The sequence below is a fragment of the Nocardia sp. BMG111209 genome (assembly GCF_000381925.1).
Taxonomy (GTDB): Bacteria; Actinomycetota; Actinomycetes; order Mycobacteriales; family Mycobacteriaceae; genus Nocardia.
The window spans coordinates 436,636-452,241 of record NZ_KB907308.1; the positions used below are offsets into that span (position 1 = coordinate 436,636).

The 15,606-nt window shown below is 70.3% G+C and carries 16 protein-coding genes and 1 pseudogene; 7 read left to right on the forward strand and 10 right to left on the reverse strand.

Annotated elements, in window-relative coordinates; all coding sequences use genetic code 11:
• Positions 1-232 precede the first annotated feature (232 nt).
• From G361_RS0125550 to G361_RS0125565, 4 genes are all read left to right on the forward strand, one after another.
• Positions 233-589 (forward strand): YraN family protein, encoded by a 357-nt coding sequence (locus G361_RS0125550; RefSeq protein ID WP_019929961.1) that lies wholly within the window; start codon positions 233-235, stop codon positions 587-589.
• Positions 589-2,097 (forward strand): YifB family Mg chelatase-like AAA ATPase, encoded by a 1,509-nt coding sequence (locus G361_RS0125555; RefSeq protein ID WP_019929962.1) that lies wholly within the window; start codon positions 589-591, stop codon positions 2,095-2,097. Before G361_RS0125550 ends, G361_RS0125555 begins: the two co-directional genes overlap by 1 nt.
• Positions 2,094-3,242, forward strand: a complete 1,149-nt coding sequence (dprA, locus tag G361_RS0125560; RefSeq protein ID WP_019929963.1) for a DNA-processing protein DprA — start codon at positions 2,094-2,096, stop codon at positions 3,240-3,242. Before G361_RS0125555 ends, dprA begins: the two co-directional genes overlap by 4 nt.
• Positions 3,243-3,545: 303 nt before the next feature.
• Positions 3,546-4,469, forward strand: coding sequence for a tyrosine recombinase XerC (locus G361_RS0125565; protein WP_019929964.1), 924 nt, complete (start codon positions 3,546-3,548; stop codon positions 4,467-4,469).
• 5 nt (positions 4,470-4,474) lie between these two features.
• On the opposite strand, the gene G361_RS0125570 is transcribed toward G361_RS0125565, so the two are convergent.
• The 5 genes from G361_RS0125570 to G361_RS0125590 all read right to left on the reverse strand — a co-directional run bounded on the left by G361_RS0125570 (position 4,475) and on the right by G361_RS0125590 (position 10,642).
• Complete coding sequence (locus G361_RS0125570; RefSeq protein ID WP_019929965.1) at positions 4,475-6,940, reverse strand: Hsp70 family protein; 2,466 nt, start codon at positions 6,938-6,940, stop codon at positions 4,475-4,477.
• Entirely contained in the window at positions 6,937-7,929 is a 993-nt protein-coding gene (locus G361_RS49715) for a hypothetical protein (protein ID WP_155981778.1), read from the reverse strand. The genes G361_RS0125570 and G361_RS49715 overlap by 4 nt, the downstream gene beginning before the upstream one ends.
• Complete coding sequence (locus G361_RS0125580) at positions 7,926-9,311, reverse strand: hypothetical protein (RefSeq protein ID WP_155981779.1); 1,386 nt, start codon at positions 9,309-9,311, stop codon at positions 7,926-7,928. Before G361_RS0125580 ends, G361_RS49715 begins: the two co-directional genes overlap by 4 nt.
• Before the next feature lie 226 nt (positions 9,312-9,537).
• Complete coding sequence (locus G361_RS0125585) at positions 9,538-10,044, reverse strand: hypothetical protein (protein WP_019929968.1); 507 nt, start codon at positions 10,042-10,044, stop codon at positions 9,538-9,540.
• 61 nt (positions 10,045-10,105) lie between these two features.
• The gene (locus G361_RS0125590) at positions 10,106-10,642 is read right to left on the reverse strand and encodes a DUF1990 family protein (RefSeq protein WP_019929969.1); all 537 of its coding nucleotides are present in this window, start codon (positions 10,640-10,642) and stop codon (positions 10,106-10,108) included.
• 123 nt (positions 10,643-10,765) lie between these two features.
• Between G361_RS0125590 and G361_RS0125595 the strand changes: the two genes are divergently transcribed.
• Positions 10,766-11,542: a siderophore-interacting protein gene (locus G361_RS0125595; protein WP_019929970.1), complete on the forward strand. Its 777-nt coding sequence runs from the start codon at positions 10,766-10,768 to the stop codon at positions 11,540-11,542.
• Between the two features lie 189 nt (positions 11,543-11,731).
• Here the strand turns inward: G361_RS0125595 and G361_RS48540 are convergent.
• Positions 11,732-12,220, reverse strand: a pseudogene (locus tag G361_RS48540) (M23 family metallopeptidase); the annotation flags it as partial.
• 173 nt (positions 12,221-12,393) lie between these two features.
• Here G361_RS48540 and G361_RS0125600 point away from each other — a divergent pair.
• Both G361_RS0125600 and G361_RS44875 read left to right on the forward strand, forming a co-directional pair.
• Entirely contained in the window at positions 12,394-12,753 is a 360-nt protein-coding gene (locus G361_RS0125600) for a DUF202 domain-containing protein (protein WP_052172904.1), read from the forward strand.
• A complete protein-coding gene (locus G361_RS44875) occupies positions 12,750-13,094 on the forward strand; it encodes a DUF202 domain-containing protein (RefSeq protein WP_019929972.1) in 345 nt (114 codons plus the stop codon). The genes G361_RS0125600 and G361_RS44875 overlap by 4 nt, the downstream gene beginning before the upstream one ends.
• Positions 13,095-13,124: 30 nt before the next feature.
• Here G361_RS44875 and G361_RS0125610 read toward each other — a convergent pair whose 3' ends face one another.
• The 4 genes from G361_RS0125610 to rplS all read right to left on the reverse strand — a co-directional run bounded on the left by G361_RS0125610 (position 13,125) and on the right by rplS (position 15,557).
• Complete coding sequence (locus G361_RS0125610) at positions 13,125-13,430, reverse strand: DUF2469 domain-containing protein (protein ID WP_019929973.1); 306 nt, start codon at positions 13,428-13,430, stop codon at positions 13,125-13,127.
• 43 nt (positions 13,431-13,473) lie between these two features.
• Positions 13,474-14,235, reverse strand: a complete 762-nt coding sequence (locus tag G361_RS0125615; protein WP_081635575.1) for a ribonuclease HII — start codon at positions 14,233-14,235, stop codon at positions 13,474-13,476.
• A gap of 28 nt (positions 14,236-14,263) precedes the next feature.
• Positions 14,264-15,091, reverse strand: coding sequence for a signal peptidase I (gene lepB, locus G361_RS0125620; RefSeq protein WP_026343509.1), 828 nt, complete (start codon positions 15,089-15,091; stop codon positions 14,264-14,266).
• Between the two features lie 124 nt (positions 15,092-15,215).
• Positions 15,216-15,557, reverse strand: a complete 342-nt coding sequence (rplS, locus tag G361_RS0125625; protein WP_019929976.1) for a 50S ribosomal protein L19 — start codon at positions 15,555-15,557, stop codon at positions 15,216-15,218.
• Between the last annotated feature and the right edge of the window lie 49 nt (positions 15,558-15,606).

Consider the following 15,606-nt stretch of genomic DNA (forward strand, 5'->3'; position numbering starts at 1 on the left):
CGTCCGCGGCCGCCGGACCCGTGGGGACGGGACCAGCCGACGGCACTGTGCGCCGGACGCGCGAAGTCGGCCCGCCGAGCGGACCGCGGGATCAGTGTACGCAGACCCGGTACGACGGCATAAACGGGGTGGTCGGAGCCGCTTTATCCACAAGCCGGCAATACTCCACAGGGTAACCGTTCGCCCAGGTCGCGTACTCGGTGCGCGACGGCCGGACGCGCAGCCTGGGCGGGTGGCACACAATCTGGCGCTCGGCGCACACGGGGAAGAGCTGGCGGCGCGATTTCTGCGCGAGGCCGGGATGGAGATCATCGCGCGCAACTGGCGGTGCCGGTACGGCGAACTGGATGTGATCGCGCGCGACGGCGAGGTCACCGCCTTCGTGGAGGTGAAGACCCGGACCGGGCTGGGGTTCGGGGTGCCGGCGGAGGCGGTCACGTTCACGAAACAGCAGCGCATCCGCAGGCTGGCCCTGCTGTGGTTGAACGAACAGGACGGACCGTGGCTGCGCATCCGCTTCGACGTGGTCTCGGTCCTCGTGCCGCCGCGGGGCGAGCCGACCGTCGACCACCTGCGGGCGGTGTTCTGATGGCGCTGGGCCGGGCGCATTCGGTCGCGGTCACCGGGGTGGACGGCCAGCTGGTGGAGATCGAGGCCGACGTGGGGCAGGGCCTGCCCTCGATACATCTGGTCGGGCTGCCGGACACCACGTTGCAGGAGTCGCGCGACCGCGTCCGCGCGGCGGTGGCGAATTCCGGGGAGAAGTGGCCCGACGGCCGGGTCATCCTCGCGTTGTCCCCGGCCACCCTGCCGAAGGTCGGCAGCGTGTACGACCTGGCCCTCGCCGCCGCGGTACTCGACGCCGGCGATTCGGTCCCGGCGAAACGACTGTCGGGGACCGTACTGCTCGGCGAATTGGCGCTCGACGGCCGGGTGCGCCGGGTACGCGGCGTCCTGCCCGCGGTGCTCGCCGCCCGTAAAGCGGGCCGCACCACCGCGGTGGTGCCGGAATGCGCGCTGATGGAGGCCGGTCTGGTCGACGGCATCGCCGTACTGGGCGCGGCCACCCTGCGCGAGCTGATCGACTGGCTCCGCGGTGACGGCGAATTGCACCGGCCGGAAGGGTTGCTGCCACCGGCCGAGCGGACCGGTGGCGACCTCAGCGAGGTGGTGGGCCAGAACGAGGCGCGCTGGGCACTGGAAGTGGCCGCGGCCGGTGGCCACCACCTGCTGCTCACCGGACCGCCCGGTATCGGCAAAACCATGCTGGCACAACGCCTTCCGAGTCTGCTCCCGCCACTGACGGAGACCGAGTCGCTGGAGGTCACCGCGATCCATTCGGTGGCCGGCACGCTCTCCGGTGAGCATCCGTTGATCACCGCGCCGCCGTTCGTCGCCCCGCATCATTCGACCTCGGTCAGCGCCATGGTCGGCGGCGGAACCGGTTCGGCGCGGCCGGGGGCGGTCAGCCGGGCGCATCGGGGGGTGCTGTTCCTCGACGAGTGCGCGGAGATCAGCACGAAGGTGCTGGAGGCGTTGCGAACCCCGTTGGAGGAGGGCGAGATCCGCATCGCGCGCCGCGACGGCGTCGCTCGCTATCCGGCCCGGTTCCAGCTGATCCTGGCCGCGAATCCGTGCCCGTGCGCCCCGGCCCGCGACGTCGACTGCATCTGCGCTCCGCTCGCCCGCCGCCGGTATCTCGGCAAGCTGTCCGGTCCGCTGATGGATCGCATCGACATCTGGGTGCAGATGTACGGTCAGGCCGCCGGGGCCTTCGCCGCACAGGAGGCCGAGAGCAGCGAGGTGGTGCGGGAGCGGGTCGCGGCGGCCCGCGCCGCGGCCGTGGCGCGCTGGCGCGAGTACGGCTGGTCCACCAATGCCGAGGTGCCGGGACATGTTCTGCGCCAGCGGTTCCGGCTGCCCCGCGAATCGCTCGCACCGGTGGAGAACGCGCTGCGGCACGGCCGGATGTCGGCCCGCGGCGCCGACCGGGCGATCCGGGTCGCCTGGACCATGTGCGATCTGCGCGGCGGCGAGGTGCCGGCCGTTCAGGATGTGCTGCAGGCGTTGAACTTCCGGCAGCGGGGTGTGGCATGACCGATGATGCCGACGCCCGGCGGCTGGCGTGGGTGTACCTGTCGCGCGTGGTCGAGGGCCCGTGCCCGGCGCTGTCCGCGCTGATCGACCGCATCGGCGTGACGGAGGCCGCTCGCGCGGTACGCGAGTGCGATCTGCCGGAGTCGTTGCGGAGCGCCACCGAACTGCGGCGCGGAACCGATTGCGCGGAACGGGATCTGGATCTCGTCGCCCGGCTCGGCGGCCGGGCGCTCACCCCGGACGATGTGGAGTGGCCGAGCTGGCGGATGCTGGCGCTCGGTCAGCTGGACGCGACCCGGGACCGGAGCGCCGCCGTCCCGCTGGTGCTGTGGGTCCGCGGGCCGCTGTCGCTGCCGGATGCCACCGAGCAGGCGCTCGCGGTGGTGGGTGCCCGATGCAGCAGCGGCTACGGCGAACAGGTGGCCGCCGATATCGCGGGCGATCTGGCCGGCCAGGGCTGGACCATCGTGTCCGGCGCGGCCTTCGGCATCGACGGCACCGCCCACCGCGCCGCCCTCGCCGCCGGCGGCACGACCGTCGCGGTGCTCGGCTGCGGTGTGGACCGGCCGTATCCGGCGCAGCACGAGCGACTGCTCGCCGAGATCGCCGAGTACGGGCTGGTGGTCAGCGAATATCCGCCCGGCACCACCGCGCACAAACATCATTTCCTGGCTCGCAACCGGCTGATCGCCGCCCTGTCGGACGGGGTTCTGGTGGTCGAGGCCGGTATGCGCAGCGGCGCCCGCAACACCGTGAAATGGGCTCGCCGCCTGGGCCGTCCGGCCCTGGCGGTGCCGGGTCCGGTCACCTCCGCCGCGTCTGTGGGCTGTCACCGCATGATCCGGGAGGGCGAGGCCCTGCTCGTCACCCGCGCGGAGGAGGTCGTCGACGAGACCGGGCCCCTGCGCCTGGCGGTGCCCGACCGAGCCGTGGCCGCCGACGAAACCCCCGACGGTGACGAAGGTCTGGTCTACGCCGCCCTCCCTCAGGTCGGCTCCCGGCTGCCGGCCCATCTGGCCGCCGATTCGGGACTGCCGCTGGCCACGGTTCGCGCCGCCCTCCCGGCCCTCGAATTGGCGGGCCTCGTGGGCTCCGACCCCTCCGGCTGGTTCCGTCTCACCCGCACCGAAAGGCTCGTCCGATGATCCGAGTACATCGCCAACACCACACACCTCCGGTCGGCCGAACCGGTGCGGAGCAGGTCACCTCCGGGCTGTTCGAGCGACCGTGCACGACGCTGCCCGGCCGGGGCGGCGACGGTCTCGGGCAAATGGCCTGTGTCGCAGGGCGGCACGAGTGGGTCGGGCTCGCCGCTACCCTGCGGTCACGAGGGCTCGGTCTCGGGCGGCGACCCGGACCACGCATCGCGGCGGCCGGTGCAGGCCAGGGGCGACAGGCTTTCGGCGCGGAGACTTGCGGGTCCGGCAACGGCGGGGGACGGTGGTCGGATGGAGGAGTTGCCCGGCGAACTGGAGTCGTTGCTCGAGGAGTACGGGCAGCATCTGCTGCTGGGGCGGAACCGGTCGGACCACACGGTGCGGGCCTATCTGGGGGACGCACGGTCGTTGTTGCTGCAATTGCGAACGGAGCGCGACGATTTCGAGGTGGCGCAGATCGACCTCGCGGGATTGCGGTCGTGGCTGGCGGTGCTCTCGAAGGGCGGAGCAGCGCGCGCCACGATGGCGCGCCGGGCGTCGTCGGCGCGCACGTTCACCGCGTGGCTGCATCGCACCGGGCGCGTCGCGGTGGATCCGGGGCCACGGCTGGCGGCGGCGCGACCGCACCGGACACTGCCGGCGGTGCTGGGCCGGGAGCAGGCCAGGGAGGCCATGTCGGCCGCGGAATCCGGTGCGGCGCAGCAGGATCCGATGGCACTGCGGGATCGGCTGATCGTGGAGATGTTGTACGCGACGGGGATTCGGGTCAGCGAGCTGTGCGGCCTCGACCTCGACGACGTCGATCGGGAACGGCGGCTGGTGCGGGTGCTGGGCAAGGGTGGCAAACAACGGATGGTGCCGTTCGGGGTGCCGGCCGAGGACGCCCTGGTCGCCTGGCTGCGGCACGGCCGGCCGATCCTCGCCGGCGCGCGATCCGGCCCGGCGTTGCTGCTGGGGCGGCGCGGCGGCCGGCTCGATCAGCGGCAGGCGCGGACCGTCGTGCACGAGGTGGTGGCCGCGATACCGGGCGCGCCCGATATGGGGCCGCACGGTCTACGGCACACCGCCGCCACGCATCTGCTGGAGGGCGGCGCCGACCTGCGGATCGTGCAGGAGGTGCTCGGGCATGCCAGCATGGCCACCACCCAGCTCTACACCCATGTGTCCATCGAGCGGCTCAAGAAGGTGCACGACCAGGCGCATCCGCGCGCCTGAACCGATCAGAGGATGCCGATCGCCGGGTCACGCAGGTTCGGGGGCAGCAGCAACAACAACCGGTGGTTGATCAGGGTCAGTTGCCAATGTTCCCCGGCGGCGATGACGCGGCCGCCCTCGCGCAGCAGACCGGCCGCCTCCGGCGTCGATCGCAGCGCGTCCTCCAGGCTGTGGAACAGCACCACCGGGAAATCCGGCGAACGGCGGACCAGATCGACGTGGTACTCCGAGGCCTCGTCGAGCTGTTTGCGCAGCGCTTTGGAGTTGCGCGTCTCGATGGCGTCCTCGGCTCGGGCCCGCAGGTCGGTGAGCCGATGCCGATCCCGTTCGGTACCGATCTGGTGGACCCGCATCTCGACGTAACCGAGTCGCTCGTCGAGGTCGCGAACCAGTTCCGGCACCGCCAGCGCATCGGCGACGTCGTCCAGTTCGGCGTGCGCGTCGCGCAGGCGGTCCTCGGCGGCGACGGCCGCGTCGGGGCTGGTGTCGGAGGCGGCGACCTGTTCGTGGGCCGTGGTCAGCGTGCCCTGGCGGTCGAAGGTCTGCAGCAGTTGTTCGGCCTGCGGCGCCAGATGCGCGGAGTTGCGGAGCAGGAACAGCCGCTGCTCGATCTCGCGCAGTTGTTCCCGCAGTTGCGGCGGGGTCGGGGCCGCGACACCGTCGAGATTGATCACCGCATCCGTCTGGATCTCGACGGCGGGTACGTCGGCGACCACCGAGACCATCCCGGAGACGTCGATCTCGAAGGTGACCTCCACGTCACTGCCCATCGGCAGATCGACGGTGATATCGGCCGAGCGCACCTCCAGCATGCCCACCTGCCGATTGCGCTCGCCCCGGCTGCGCTCCCCCTCCGCGACCGGAATACGCAGCACCGCATCCAGTTCGGTGCGGCGCAGCGCCCCGGAGGTCTTGAAGGTCCGGTGCCCGAGCGCGGGCAGCGTCACCCCCTTGCGCACGACCACCGAGAATCCCCCGTCGGCATGCTGCACGCCGAGCGAATCGGCGAGACGGACACCCTCGAACTCCGGGCCGGCGCGGTGGGTGATGGTGAAAGTGCCGGGTTCCAGCGAACATTCGGTGCCGGATCCGTCGAACAGTGCGACCCGGAATCGGGAGGTCTGCCGCGGATCGATGTCGACCTCACAAGTGAAGGCGCCGTTGGCGTTCAGCGCGATCCGACCCGAGCGGAACGGCGGGCGAGCGTCCGGATTGCCCAGTTCCACCGCGTATTTCGCCCAGGGACCGACCGGATCGCCGTGCACGCGGCCGGCCACCACCGGATCGGTCACGGTCACGGTCGGCTCGTGGGTCATCTCCAGTGCGAAACCACCGGGCCTGCGGGCCGGGGCGGAGCGGCGCGGGCGCCGGACGGTGCTCGCGAACAGCGCGGCGCCGTGTGCGACCACGGTGGTCGGGTCGGCGCTGAAATCCAGTGGCGCGCCGAGGCCGATCACCGGATCCGCCAGCCGTTCCCGCAGTCCCGGGGCCAGTGTCGTGCCGCCGACCAGCAGCACCCGGTCCAGATGTTCGGTCTGCAGATCGGATTCCGCCAGCGCCGACTTGGCCAGCTCGATCGCGCGCACATAGAACGGCTCGGCGACGACGTCGAGGGCCTCGCGCGGCAGCGTGACCTCGAAGGTCTCCTCCTGCCCGTCCACCACCAATTCGATGATGAGTTCGGCCGATTCGTTCTGCGAGAGGTCGATCTTCGCCTGTTCCGCGGCCGCCTTCAGCCGGGCGAAGTTGCCCCGCCAGCGGCGGACGGATCGGGTGAAATCCTTCAGTCCCAGTTCCTGGGCGACGGCCGGGGCCAGCACCCGGTCCACCAGTGCCCAGTCGATCAGCTTGCCGCCCAGGCTGCGATCACCGGCGTGGTGCAGTACCTGGAGTTCCTCGTCGTCGCGATACAGCACGGCGGCGTCGAATGTGCCGCCGCCGAAGTCGAACACCAGCCAGCGACCGCGGCCGGCCTGCTCCCGCAAGCCGAACGCGAACGCCGCCGCGACCGGCTCCTGCACCAACGGACAGCCCTTGCCGAGCCCGGCCAGTTCCGCCGCGCGCAGGGTGGCGTTGCGCTGATTCAGCGCGAACGCGGCCGGCACGGTGATGACGGCCGCGTCGGGCGGTTCACCGAGCGCGCTCGCCACGTTGTGCCGCAACGACTTCAGCACCTCGGCCGAGAGCTGCTCCGGATTGAGTTCGACCTCGGCGCGGACGAACCGCATCGCCGTGCCCTCGTAACCCATCAACTGCTTGAACTCGGTGGCGGTGTTGTCCGGATCGGTCTCGGCACGTTTACGTGCCCGCTGCCCGACGTAGACCGTATCGGCCCGGGGCAGCCAGACCGCCGACGGTGTGGTGTCGGCATTGTCGTTGTTCTTGACGACTGTGACCCGGCCACCGGCGGCGACGGCCACCGCACTGTTGGTGGTGCCCAGATCAATTCCGACGTCGATGGTGTCGCTCACGGATTCCGGCCTCCCTCCGGTTCGGCACCGCCGGTCCGGTCGCCCGGCGGGATACCGACGATCACCTGCCCTCGCTGAATATGCCTGTCGCGGAAATAGATCGTAGGCCGCACTGTCGAGATCACAGTTTCCGCACCGACTTCCGGGTCTTCCTGATAGTCGAGCACCTCGAGGTCGCGGCCGGGATGGAAGCGCTCACCGTCGTAGTCCTGGATCTCGAGCGCGGCCGCCGCGAAGGCGTTCCGGGACCGCGTCAGATAGCGCCCGACCTGCCGCACGGTATTCGACTGCTCCGCCGCCCGCAGCTTCCGCTCGGCCCGCCACAGATTGGTCGCTGCCTCCGCCAGCGCCCGCTCGTCCACCCGTTCCCCCGACGAACCCGACCCACACCGACCCGAAGTCACCTCCGAACCCGCTGCCCCCGAGCCCTTTTCGACCACCTTCGCTTCGCCCGACACAGCTTCGCCCGACACAGCTTCGCCCGACACAGCTTCGCCCGACACAGCTTCGCCCGACACAGCTTCGCCCGACACAGCTTCGCCCGACACAGCTTCGGCCGACACAGCTTCGGCCGACACAGCTTCGGCCGACACAGCTTCGGCCGACACAGCTTCGGCCGACACAGCTTCGGCCGACACAGCTTCGGCCGACACAGCTTCGGCCGACACAGCTTCGGCCGACACAGCTTCGGCCGACACAGCTTCGGCCGACACAGCTTCGGCCGACACAGCTTCGGCCGACACAGCTTCGGCCGACACAGCTTCGGCCGACACAGCTTCGGCCGACGACGCATCCGCGCGCTGCGCGGATGCTGTCGTCGCCTCGGGCGTGATCGTCGCCTCGGGCGTGATCGTCGCCTCGGGCGTGATCGTCGCCTCAGGCGCCACAGCCTGTTGCGGCACCGCCACCGGGGCGGGTGGGTCCAGTGGTGCTATGGCGGCGACGGCGGCGGCACGTAGTACTGCTCGGGCGCGGGTCAGGAGGCTCATGAGGCACGGCCCTGGGGGGCGATGCGGTAGGCGCTGGTTGTGGTGGGCGGGGCGGGGATTCGGGTCACCGATCCGATGGGGGTGGGGAGGGAGCGGTGGTCGGGCTGCGGGGAGGAGCAGCGGGCGAGTACCAGGATCGAGAAGCCGAGAATCACGGTCACTCCGACGATGAGAAGGCTGGGGCGGAACGGTGGCCGTAGGTTGGTCAGGCTGGGGAGGCGCCTGGCCGTCGTCATCACCGGTAGGCGTTGGCGGCCGACCGGTGGCAGGGTGGCCGGCCGGCGCGCCGGATCCGGTGTCAGGGGTAGGGGCTTCGCGGGCATGGCGAGTCGGTCCAGGGTGCGGCCGGTTTCCGCGAGTTCGGCTTCCACATCGGCCAATTGGGTGCGCAACCGCTCGGCGGCGTCGGGTTCGGCGACGAGTTCCAGCGCGATGCGCAGCCAGTCGGCGGCGTGGCCGAGATTGTCCCGGCGCTGGGACAGGCCTGCGACCTGTCGCGGGTGCGGGGAGCGTGAGACCAGGCGATGCGCGCATTTGCCGAGCAGCGTGGCGGCGCGGTCGCGGATCACCGCGGTCCGGGGGTGGCGGGCGGCCGGGAGCAGGGCTTCCAGTTCCCGAGTGGCGGGGGCGATCGTGTTCTCGACGCGCTGCGCGGCGGTGCGGAAGTCGCCCAGTTCGAACATCTCGTAGGCGGCGTCCAGTGCGGTGATCGTGCTGTCGCGGATGGGGGTCGCGAGTTGTTCCATCAGCCGGTCGCGGACCGGATCGGGCATCGGCCACTCGCGTACCACGTCGTAGAGGTCCCGTTGCCACTCCGGGTGCGAAACCGCCAGTCCCAGTACCGGTTTCACCAGTACGAGGGGTAGTTCGTCGATCAGGACGGTGAGCACCGATTCGCCGAGCCGCGGGTCGTCCAGATCTGCTATCCGGCTCCGGATGTGCTCGGTGAAACCGGCGCTGCGCAGTGCCGCGTCCCAGGATCTGGCCGCCTCCCGCCAGTGCACCGTGGTACTCGCGCCGGGTGTGGCGTGTTCGGCCAGGGCGAAGCGGTGTGCGGAGATCGCCGCGTCGTGGGCGGCGTGCGCATCCGGAGCGCAGCCGCAGCGCCCCGGCGGGGTACCCCACGTCCACAACACCTCGTCGGCGATCCGGCGCCGCGGGTCGCCGAGCAGGAGGTCGAAAGCGGCTCGGGCACGGTCGGTGTCGACGTGGAGCGTATGGTCGAGATCGGTGTCGGCACCGGCGGCCAAGGCGGCGAGCACAACTCGGCGACGATCCCGCAACGTTCGCCGATCGGCGTCGGTCGCGACGTTCACCACCCGGAATGCGTTGTCCCGATAGGGGTCCGGGCCCGCGAGTTCACGCAGACGTGCTGCGGTCACGTCGACCACCTCGCCCACCCCCGTCCCGCATCTTCGCTCGAACCATCGTGGGGACAGCACGAGCAGCCCCCTTACCGGCAGGTTGCTCGTCACTATACGAGCGCGGAAGGGAAAACGCTCGACCGATCGCGCGAATTCTCGTACGGCTGTACGCATACCGTGCACACGGAGATGTACGGACCCGACGGGTGCGCGCCCGGCCGGGGAGCAACGACCCGGCGCGTGGTCAGGGTTCGCACTCGTAGGAGAGTTCGAAGTCGGTGTCCCAGGATTCGCCGTCGGCCGACCGCTCCCACAGTCCGTCGATCCGGGCGCCGCCGGCGGCGAGCCGGCCCGTGAAGCGCTGGGAGAAACCGGGTTCCAGTCGCCACAACCGCCACACATCGTCCGCGACGCTCATGTGATAAACGCGAGCGACGCCTCGGGAGTCGTAGTAGTGCTGCCGGAACAGCCCGTCGGGATCGAGGCCGATGACGGCGATCCCGCTCGGCGGCCCCGCATCGCCGGTCGTGAACCGTTGCAGGAGGAAATGCCGCCCGTCGAGCCACTCGAAGGTGGTGGCGCCCCCGCCCCGGGTGACCGGAGGATCGTCCGCGGCGAAGAAGCCCGCCGGGAAGGTCGCCACCACCCGCCATCGGCCCACCAGGGTGTCGAGGCGATCCAGCGCCGGGTTCCGCGCGGCAGGGATGTCGTGCGGGCCGTCCCCGGCGTCCGATGTCTCCGCTGTCGTCATGGCACGCACCTTCCGATCCCGTGGTTGTCGTCACAGGGTGGACGGTGCGGTACCGCCGGATTCATCGACTCCGGGTTCCGCTGCCCCCGGGCCGGACGGCGGCGAGGTAGCGCCGGGCCATCCAGTGCTGGACCAGCCGCGCCACCGGGCCGCCCAGGCGGGTGTACCAGGAACCCGCCCGGGAGAAGGCCGACACCACGCCGTGGACGGTGTCGTCGGCCGGATCGTATTCGACCGCGAACAGCTCCTCGCCGACCTCCGGATGACCGGGCAGGGTGCCGTAGGCGAAGCCGCGCCGGTCGGGTTCGTCGAGTACGTAGACGACCCGGCAGGGAGCGGTGAGCGCCAGCGGCCCGATCCCGAGCCGGACGGTCAGCCGGGTGCCCGGGGCGGCCTCGGGTGTGTCGGCCGACTCGAAAATGCCTGTGCCGCGCTGCATCCGATATGTGAGGATCTCCGTCGCGACCCGTTCGAACAGCTCGCGGCCCGTGCCGAGGCGGCGGCGGATCCGGAATCCGTGGTAGCCCGGCGGGAACTCACCGCGGGTCGCGCCGACCTCGGCATAGGTGAACGGGGGCTGTTCCGGCGACCTCGACATGCACCCATCCTGACGCCGGGACGGCACCCGGGACACACGATCCTCGTCACAGATTTATTCCGAGCTATCGGCGATATTCCGTGCTACGGTCTTTTAGGTAAACCTAATTATGGAGGTTCCCACATGCCCCGACCACGTGTCCCGCACAACTTCATCGTGCAGCGCACGCAACGACTGACCGACCACCTGATCCGCGTTCATCTCGGCGGGCCCGGATTCGACACATTCCAGCCGAACGGCTTCACCGACGCCTACGTCAAACTGCAGTTCCCCGGCCCCGACGGCGACAGCGTGCGCACCTATACCGTGCGCTCGATCGATCCGGCGGCCCGGGAGATCGCCATCGACTTCGTGTACCACGGCGACGAGGGCATCGCGGGCCCCTGGGCCGCCGCCGCACAGCCGGGCGACCCGTTGATCATGGTCGGCCCCGGCGGCGCGTACTCGCCGCGTCCGGAGGCCGACCGGCATCTGCTCGCGGGCGACGACTCGGCCCTGCCCGCGATCGCCGCCGCGTGCGCCGCCCTGCCCGCCGACGCCGCCGGGCGGGTGTTCGTCGAGGTGGGCTCGCCCGCCGACGAGGTCGATTTCGAGCGCCCCGCCGGGGTCGTGCTGACCTGGGTGCACCGCGGCGACGCGGCCCCGGGCGAGAACCTGGTGGCGGCCGTGCGCGCCGAGCCCTGGCCCGAGGGCCGGGTGCAGGTCTTCATCCACGGCGAGGCAGAGGCCGTGATGCACGGTCTGCGCCCCTACATCCGTAAGGAACGCGGCGTGCCCGCCGACCTGGCATCCATCTCCGGGTACTGGCGCCTCGGCCGTACCGAGGAGGGCTTCCGCTCCTGGAAGCGCGAACTCGCCGACCAGGAGAGCGCGCCGGTCGGCGGACGCGGCCGCTCCTGACCCGCCGGGCCCGGCCGGATCATCCGCCGGGCCCGCCCTCGATTCCCGCCCGGCGCGCCCACACGGCTGCCATCCGAATTCATCACCAAGGCAACAAGTTTCGCGACACACTCGCGACCCCATCCGGCGGCCGGTGCCGATGACTCCGGCCCACCCGGGCGGCGCCCGAGGCCCACGCACGGTATGCGCCGAGGCCAGCGGCCGTAGCCGCAATGGCGCCGCGTGCACGAGACCCAGCGGGTCCAGGTATTCCTGCCCCCGCCGCACACCCCAGTGCAGGCACACCTCGCAGCCGGCATGGCCGGCCACCAGCACACCGATCTGCTCGCCCCGGAACACCCTGTGCCCCACGGCAACCGACGCCAGTACCGGTTCATAGGTGGTGCGCAAACCGGAATCCCGGTGCTCCACCGAAACCACTGGTTTGGTCGCCACCGATCCAGCGAAGACCACCACTCCGTCGGCGGCGGCCAGCACCGGCTGCCCCGCGGCGCCGCCCAGATCCACGCCCCGATGTCCGGGCAGCCAGTCGTGCGCGGGCCGGTCGAAACGCCGCAGCACCACGGGCCGGGGCCGCAGCGGCCAGCCGAAACCGCCCGTCGCCGCCCCGGCCTCGGGTGCGGGCAGCACCACCGTCAGCAGCAGCCACCCGAGCACGATCGTGAGAATCCGGCACATGCGTCCACCGTGCCGGGCCCGGCCGTGTCGCGGAAGGCGCTCCTCGGCGAGTGTGGACAACTTTCCGGCTGTGGACAACATCCCGCGCACCGATCGGTCGGTTATCGTCGCGTGACGGCATGGTGGAAGGATGCGCGGGGGGACCGATCGACCGGGATCACCGGGTGGAGAGGATGCGGGTGATGGGTGCGGACACCGACAGCAGCGAACCCGAGGTGGACTACCGGTTCACCCTCGCCAACGAGCGCACCTTCCTCGCCTGGATGCGCACCGCGCTGGGACTGCTGGCCGGCGGCGTCGCGGTGCACGAACTCGTGCAACCGTTCCGGCGGTACGGAGTCCGCACCGCGATCGCGCTCAGCTGCATCGTGCTGGCGGTCGTCGTCGCGATCGGCGCGTACGGCCGCTGGCGGCACGTCGAGCGCGTGATGCGCGAGGGCACCAGACTGCCGCGCACCCTCATGGTGCCGATCCTGGCGATCGGCATCGCCGTCGTCGCCGCACTCGCCTGTCTGGGGGTGCTGCTGTCGTGACCGCGGCCAGTACGGCGGCCGCCGACGCTGCCGATCCCGGCCTGCAGGCGCAGCGGACCGTGCTGGCGTGGCGGCGGACCGCCGTGGCGGTGATGGCCAACGCGGTGCTGTTACTGCACGCCGCCCTCGACAGTGGCAGGCGCCCTGCGACATTGGCACCGCTGGCGGCGGTGGTCGCGCTGACGGTCGCCGCACTGGTGTGCGTGCGACGCGGCCAGACCCTGAGCCGGCATCCGGACGGTGGACCGCAGGACGCGCGGGCGAACCTCGCGATCACCGTCGCCGTCGCCTTCGTGGCCTGCACCGTCGCGGCGCTGGCCGTCTGTTCGTGGATCGAATAGGCCGGGCGCACCGGCCCTTTCGAGGCCGGACTACTCCGGCAGGCGCAGGTCCGTCTTCTCCAGCTCCTCGATGTTCACGTCCTTGAACGTGATCACCCGCACGTGTTTGACGAACCGGGCCGGGCGGTACATATCCCATACCCACGCATCCGACATGCGTACCTCGAAATACACCTCGCCGTCGGCGTTCTGCGGCCGCAACTCGACGGAATTGGCGAGGTAGAAGCGGCGCTCGGTTTCCACCACGTACGAGAATTGACCGACGATGTCCTTGTACTCGCGATACAGCGAGAGCTCCATCTCGGTTTCGTACTTCTCGAGGTCCTCGGCGCTCATCGGGTGGGACGTCCTCCTTCTCGCCGCGATGCGTGTCCTGACATCATCGCGCATGGGCGGTATCGGTAGCCAGTCGCCTCGATTCGGGCATGTCCGGCACGTTGCGCCACGAACGCCGATGCTCGTCGCTGGGACCGAGCCGGGCGAGCGCGGCAATGTGTTCCGGGGTGTTGTACCCCTTGTGGGCGGCGAACCCGTAGCCGGGGAGTCGCTGATCGACACCGACCATGATCCGGTCCCGGGTGACCTTCGCGAGAATGCTCGCGGCGGCGATACACGCCGCCGAGGCGTCCCCGCCGATGACCGGCAGCGACGGCACCGGAATGCCCGGCACCCGGAAGCCGTCGGTCAGAACGTATCCCGGCGTGTGGTCGAGTGCCGCGACCGCCCGCCGCATGCCCTCGATGTTGGCGACGTGGATGCCGATCGCATCGACCTCCCATGCCGGCACCACCACCACACTCCAGGCCAGCGCGCGCCGCTGGATGATCGGGAACAGTTCCTCGCGCACCGCTTCGGTGAGCTTCTTCGAATCGTCGAGCCCGGCCAGCGAGTCGTACGCCTTCGGCGCGAGCAGACAGGCCGCCACCACCAGCGGTCCGGCGCAGCAGCCGCGGCCGGCCTCGTCGACCCCGGCGACCGGTCCGAGGCCGCTGCGGATCAGGGCGGCCTCCAGCGTGCGCAGACCACCGGCACGCCGCATGACCACCCGTGGCGGCCAATCGCCACTGCGAAATATGGTGTCGCTCTTGCCGGTTGCGCCTCGTACCGCACGCGCCGCGGGCCGGCTCCGCCCCACTGCCATCGTTCGATTATCCCGCGACCGTTCGCGGTCAGTGCGACTGGGGATTCTGCGACCGCACCGGGCCGATCCGCCCCGGCGGCCAGATCTTGAACACGGCCTTGCCGCGAATGTCCTTGACCGGCACCGTACCCGAGAATTCGTCGTCGATGTGGGCCCGCGAATCGGCCGATTCGTTGCGGTTGTCGCCCATCACCCAGATATTGCCGTCGGGCACCTTGATGGGCCCGAATTCCCGGCCGGCCGGATTGATCAGCACACCGCTGGCGGCGGCCGACTTGACGCCGTATGCCAGACCCGGCTGATACGGGTAGAGGTAGCGTGCGTACGGCTCGTCGAGCGGTTTGCCGTCGACGAGGACGCGGCCCTGCGCATCGCAGCACTGCACGGTCTGACCACCGACCGCGATCACGCGCTTGACCAGGTCGTTCTCGTCCGGTGGCACCAGGCCGAAGAAGGAGAAGAAGTTCTGGATACCCCGCACCGCGACATTGCTCGACCGGTTGGAGCGATACGCCTTGTTCCAGGAATTGCTCGGGCCGACGAAAACCACCACATCGCCGGGCTTCGGATCGCCGAAGTCGTAGCTGATCTTCTCGACGTAGATGCGGTCGCCGGTACAGCCGGCACAACCGTGCAGCGTGGGTTCCATCGACTGCGAGGGAATCACATACGGGCGGCCGATGAAGGTCACCACCAGCGCCGCGATCACCGCGGCGATGACGATCAGAATCGGCAACTCCTGCCAGAACGGGCGCTGCTTCTTCACCTTCTTCGCCCGTGCCCGCCGCGGTCCGGCATTTCTCCCACGTTCGCCATCCGCTCCGGACACCGTCACCGACCCGCTTTCGTCTGCCACGCCGAACAGGTTATCCCGCTTACCTGAGCGCCGCCGCCCCGGCTCACAGGGGCGGAAAACAAAAACCCCCGGTCCGATGGACCGGGGGTTCGCCGCGGCCGAGGCCGCCGCGCCGACTTTCGGGTCAGCGCTTTTCCTTGATCTTGGCGGCCTTGCCGCGCAGATCGCGCAGGTAGTACAGCTTGGCGCGGCGCACATCGCCGCGGGTCACGACATCGATGTGGTCGATGTTCGGGCTGTGCACGGGGAAGGTGCGCTCGACACCGACACCGAAGGACACCTTGCGGACCGAGAAGGTCTCGCGGATGCCGCCACCCTGACGCCGGATGACGACGCCCTTGAAGACCTGGATGCGCTCCTTGTTGCCTTCGATGACCTTCACATGCACGTTGACCGTGTCACCCGGGCGGAATTCCGGGATGTCGCTGCGCAGCGACGATTCGTCGACGAAGTCGAGGGTGTTCATTTCCGTCCTTTGGAAAGTTCGCGTGAACAGAGGAACCTGGCGGCAACTG

Coding starts and splice junctions, on each gene's coding strand:
- dprA (WP_019929963.1), top strand. CDS start 2,094: ATGACCGATGATGCCGACGCCCGGCGGCTGGCGTGGGTGTACCTGTCG.
- G361_RS0125555 (WP_019929962.1), top strand. CDS start 589: ATGGCGCTGGGCCGGGCGCATTCGGTCGCGGTCACCGGGGTGGACGGC.
- G361_RS0125590 (WP_019929969.1), bottom strand. CDS start 10,642: ATGTCGAGGTCGCCGGAACAGCCCCCGTTCACCTATGCCGAGGTCGGC.
- rplS (WP_019929976.1), bottom strand. CDS start 15,557: ATGAACACCCTCGACTTCGTCGACGAATCGTCGCTGCGCAGCGACATC.
- G361_RS0125615 (WP_081635575.1), bottom strand. CDS start 14,235: ATGGCAGTGGGGCGGAGCCGGCCCGCGGCGCGTGCGGTACGAGGCGCA.
- G361_RS0125585 (WP_019929968.1), bottom strand. CDS start 10,044: ATGACGACAGCGGAGACATCGGACGCCGGGGACGGCCCGCACGACATC.
- G361_RS0125595 (WP_019929970.1), top strand. CDS start 10,766: ATGCCCCGACCACGTGTCCCGCACAACTTCATCGTGCAGCGCACGCAA.
- G361_RS0125610 (WP_019929973.1), bottom strand. CDS start 13,430: ATGAGCGCCGAGGACCTCGAGAAGTACGAAACCGAGATGGAGCTCTCG.
- G361_RS0125600 (WP_052172904.1), top strand. CDS start 12,394: ATGCGGGTGATGGGTGCGGACACCGACAGCAGCGAACCCGAGGTGGAC.
- G361_RS49715 (WP_155981778.1), bottom strand. CDS start 7,929: ATGAGCCTCCTGACCCGCGCCCGAGCAGTACTACGTGCCGCCGCCGTC.
- G361_RS0125565 (WP_019929964.1), top strand. CDS start 3,546: ATGGAGGAGTTGCCCGGCGAACTGGAGTCGTTGCTCGAGGAGTACGGG.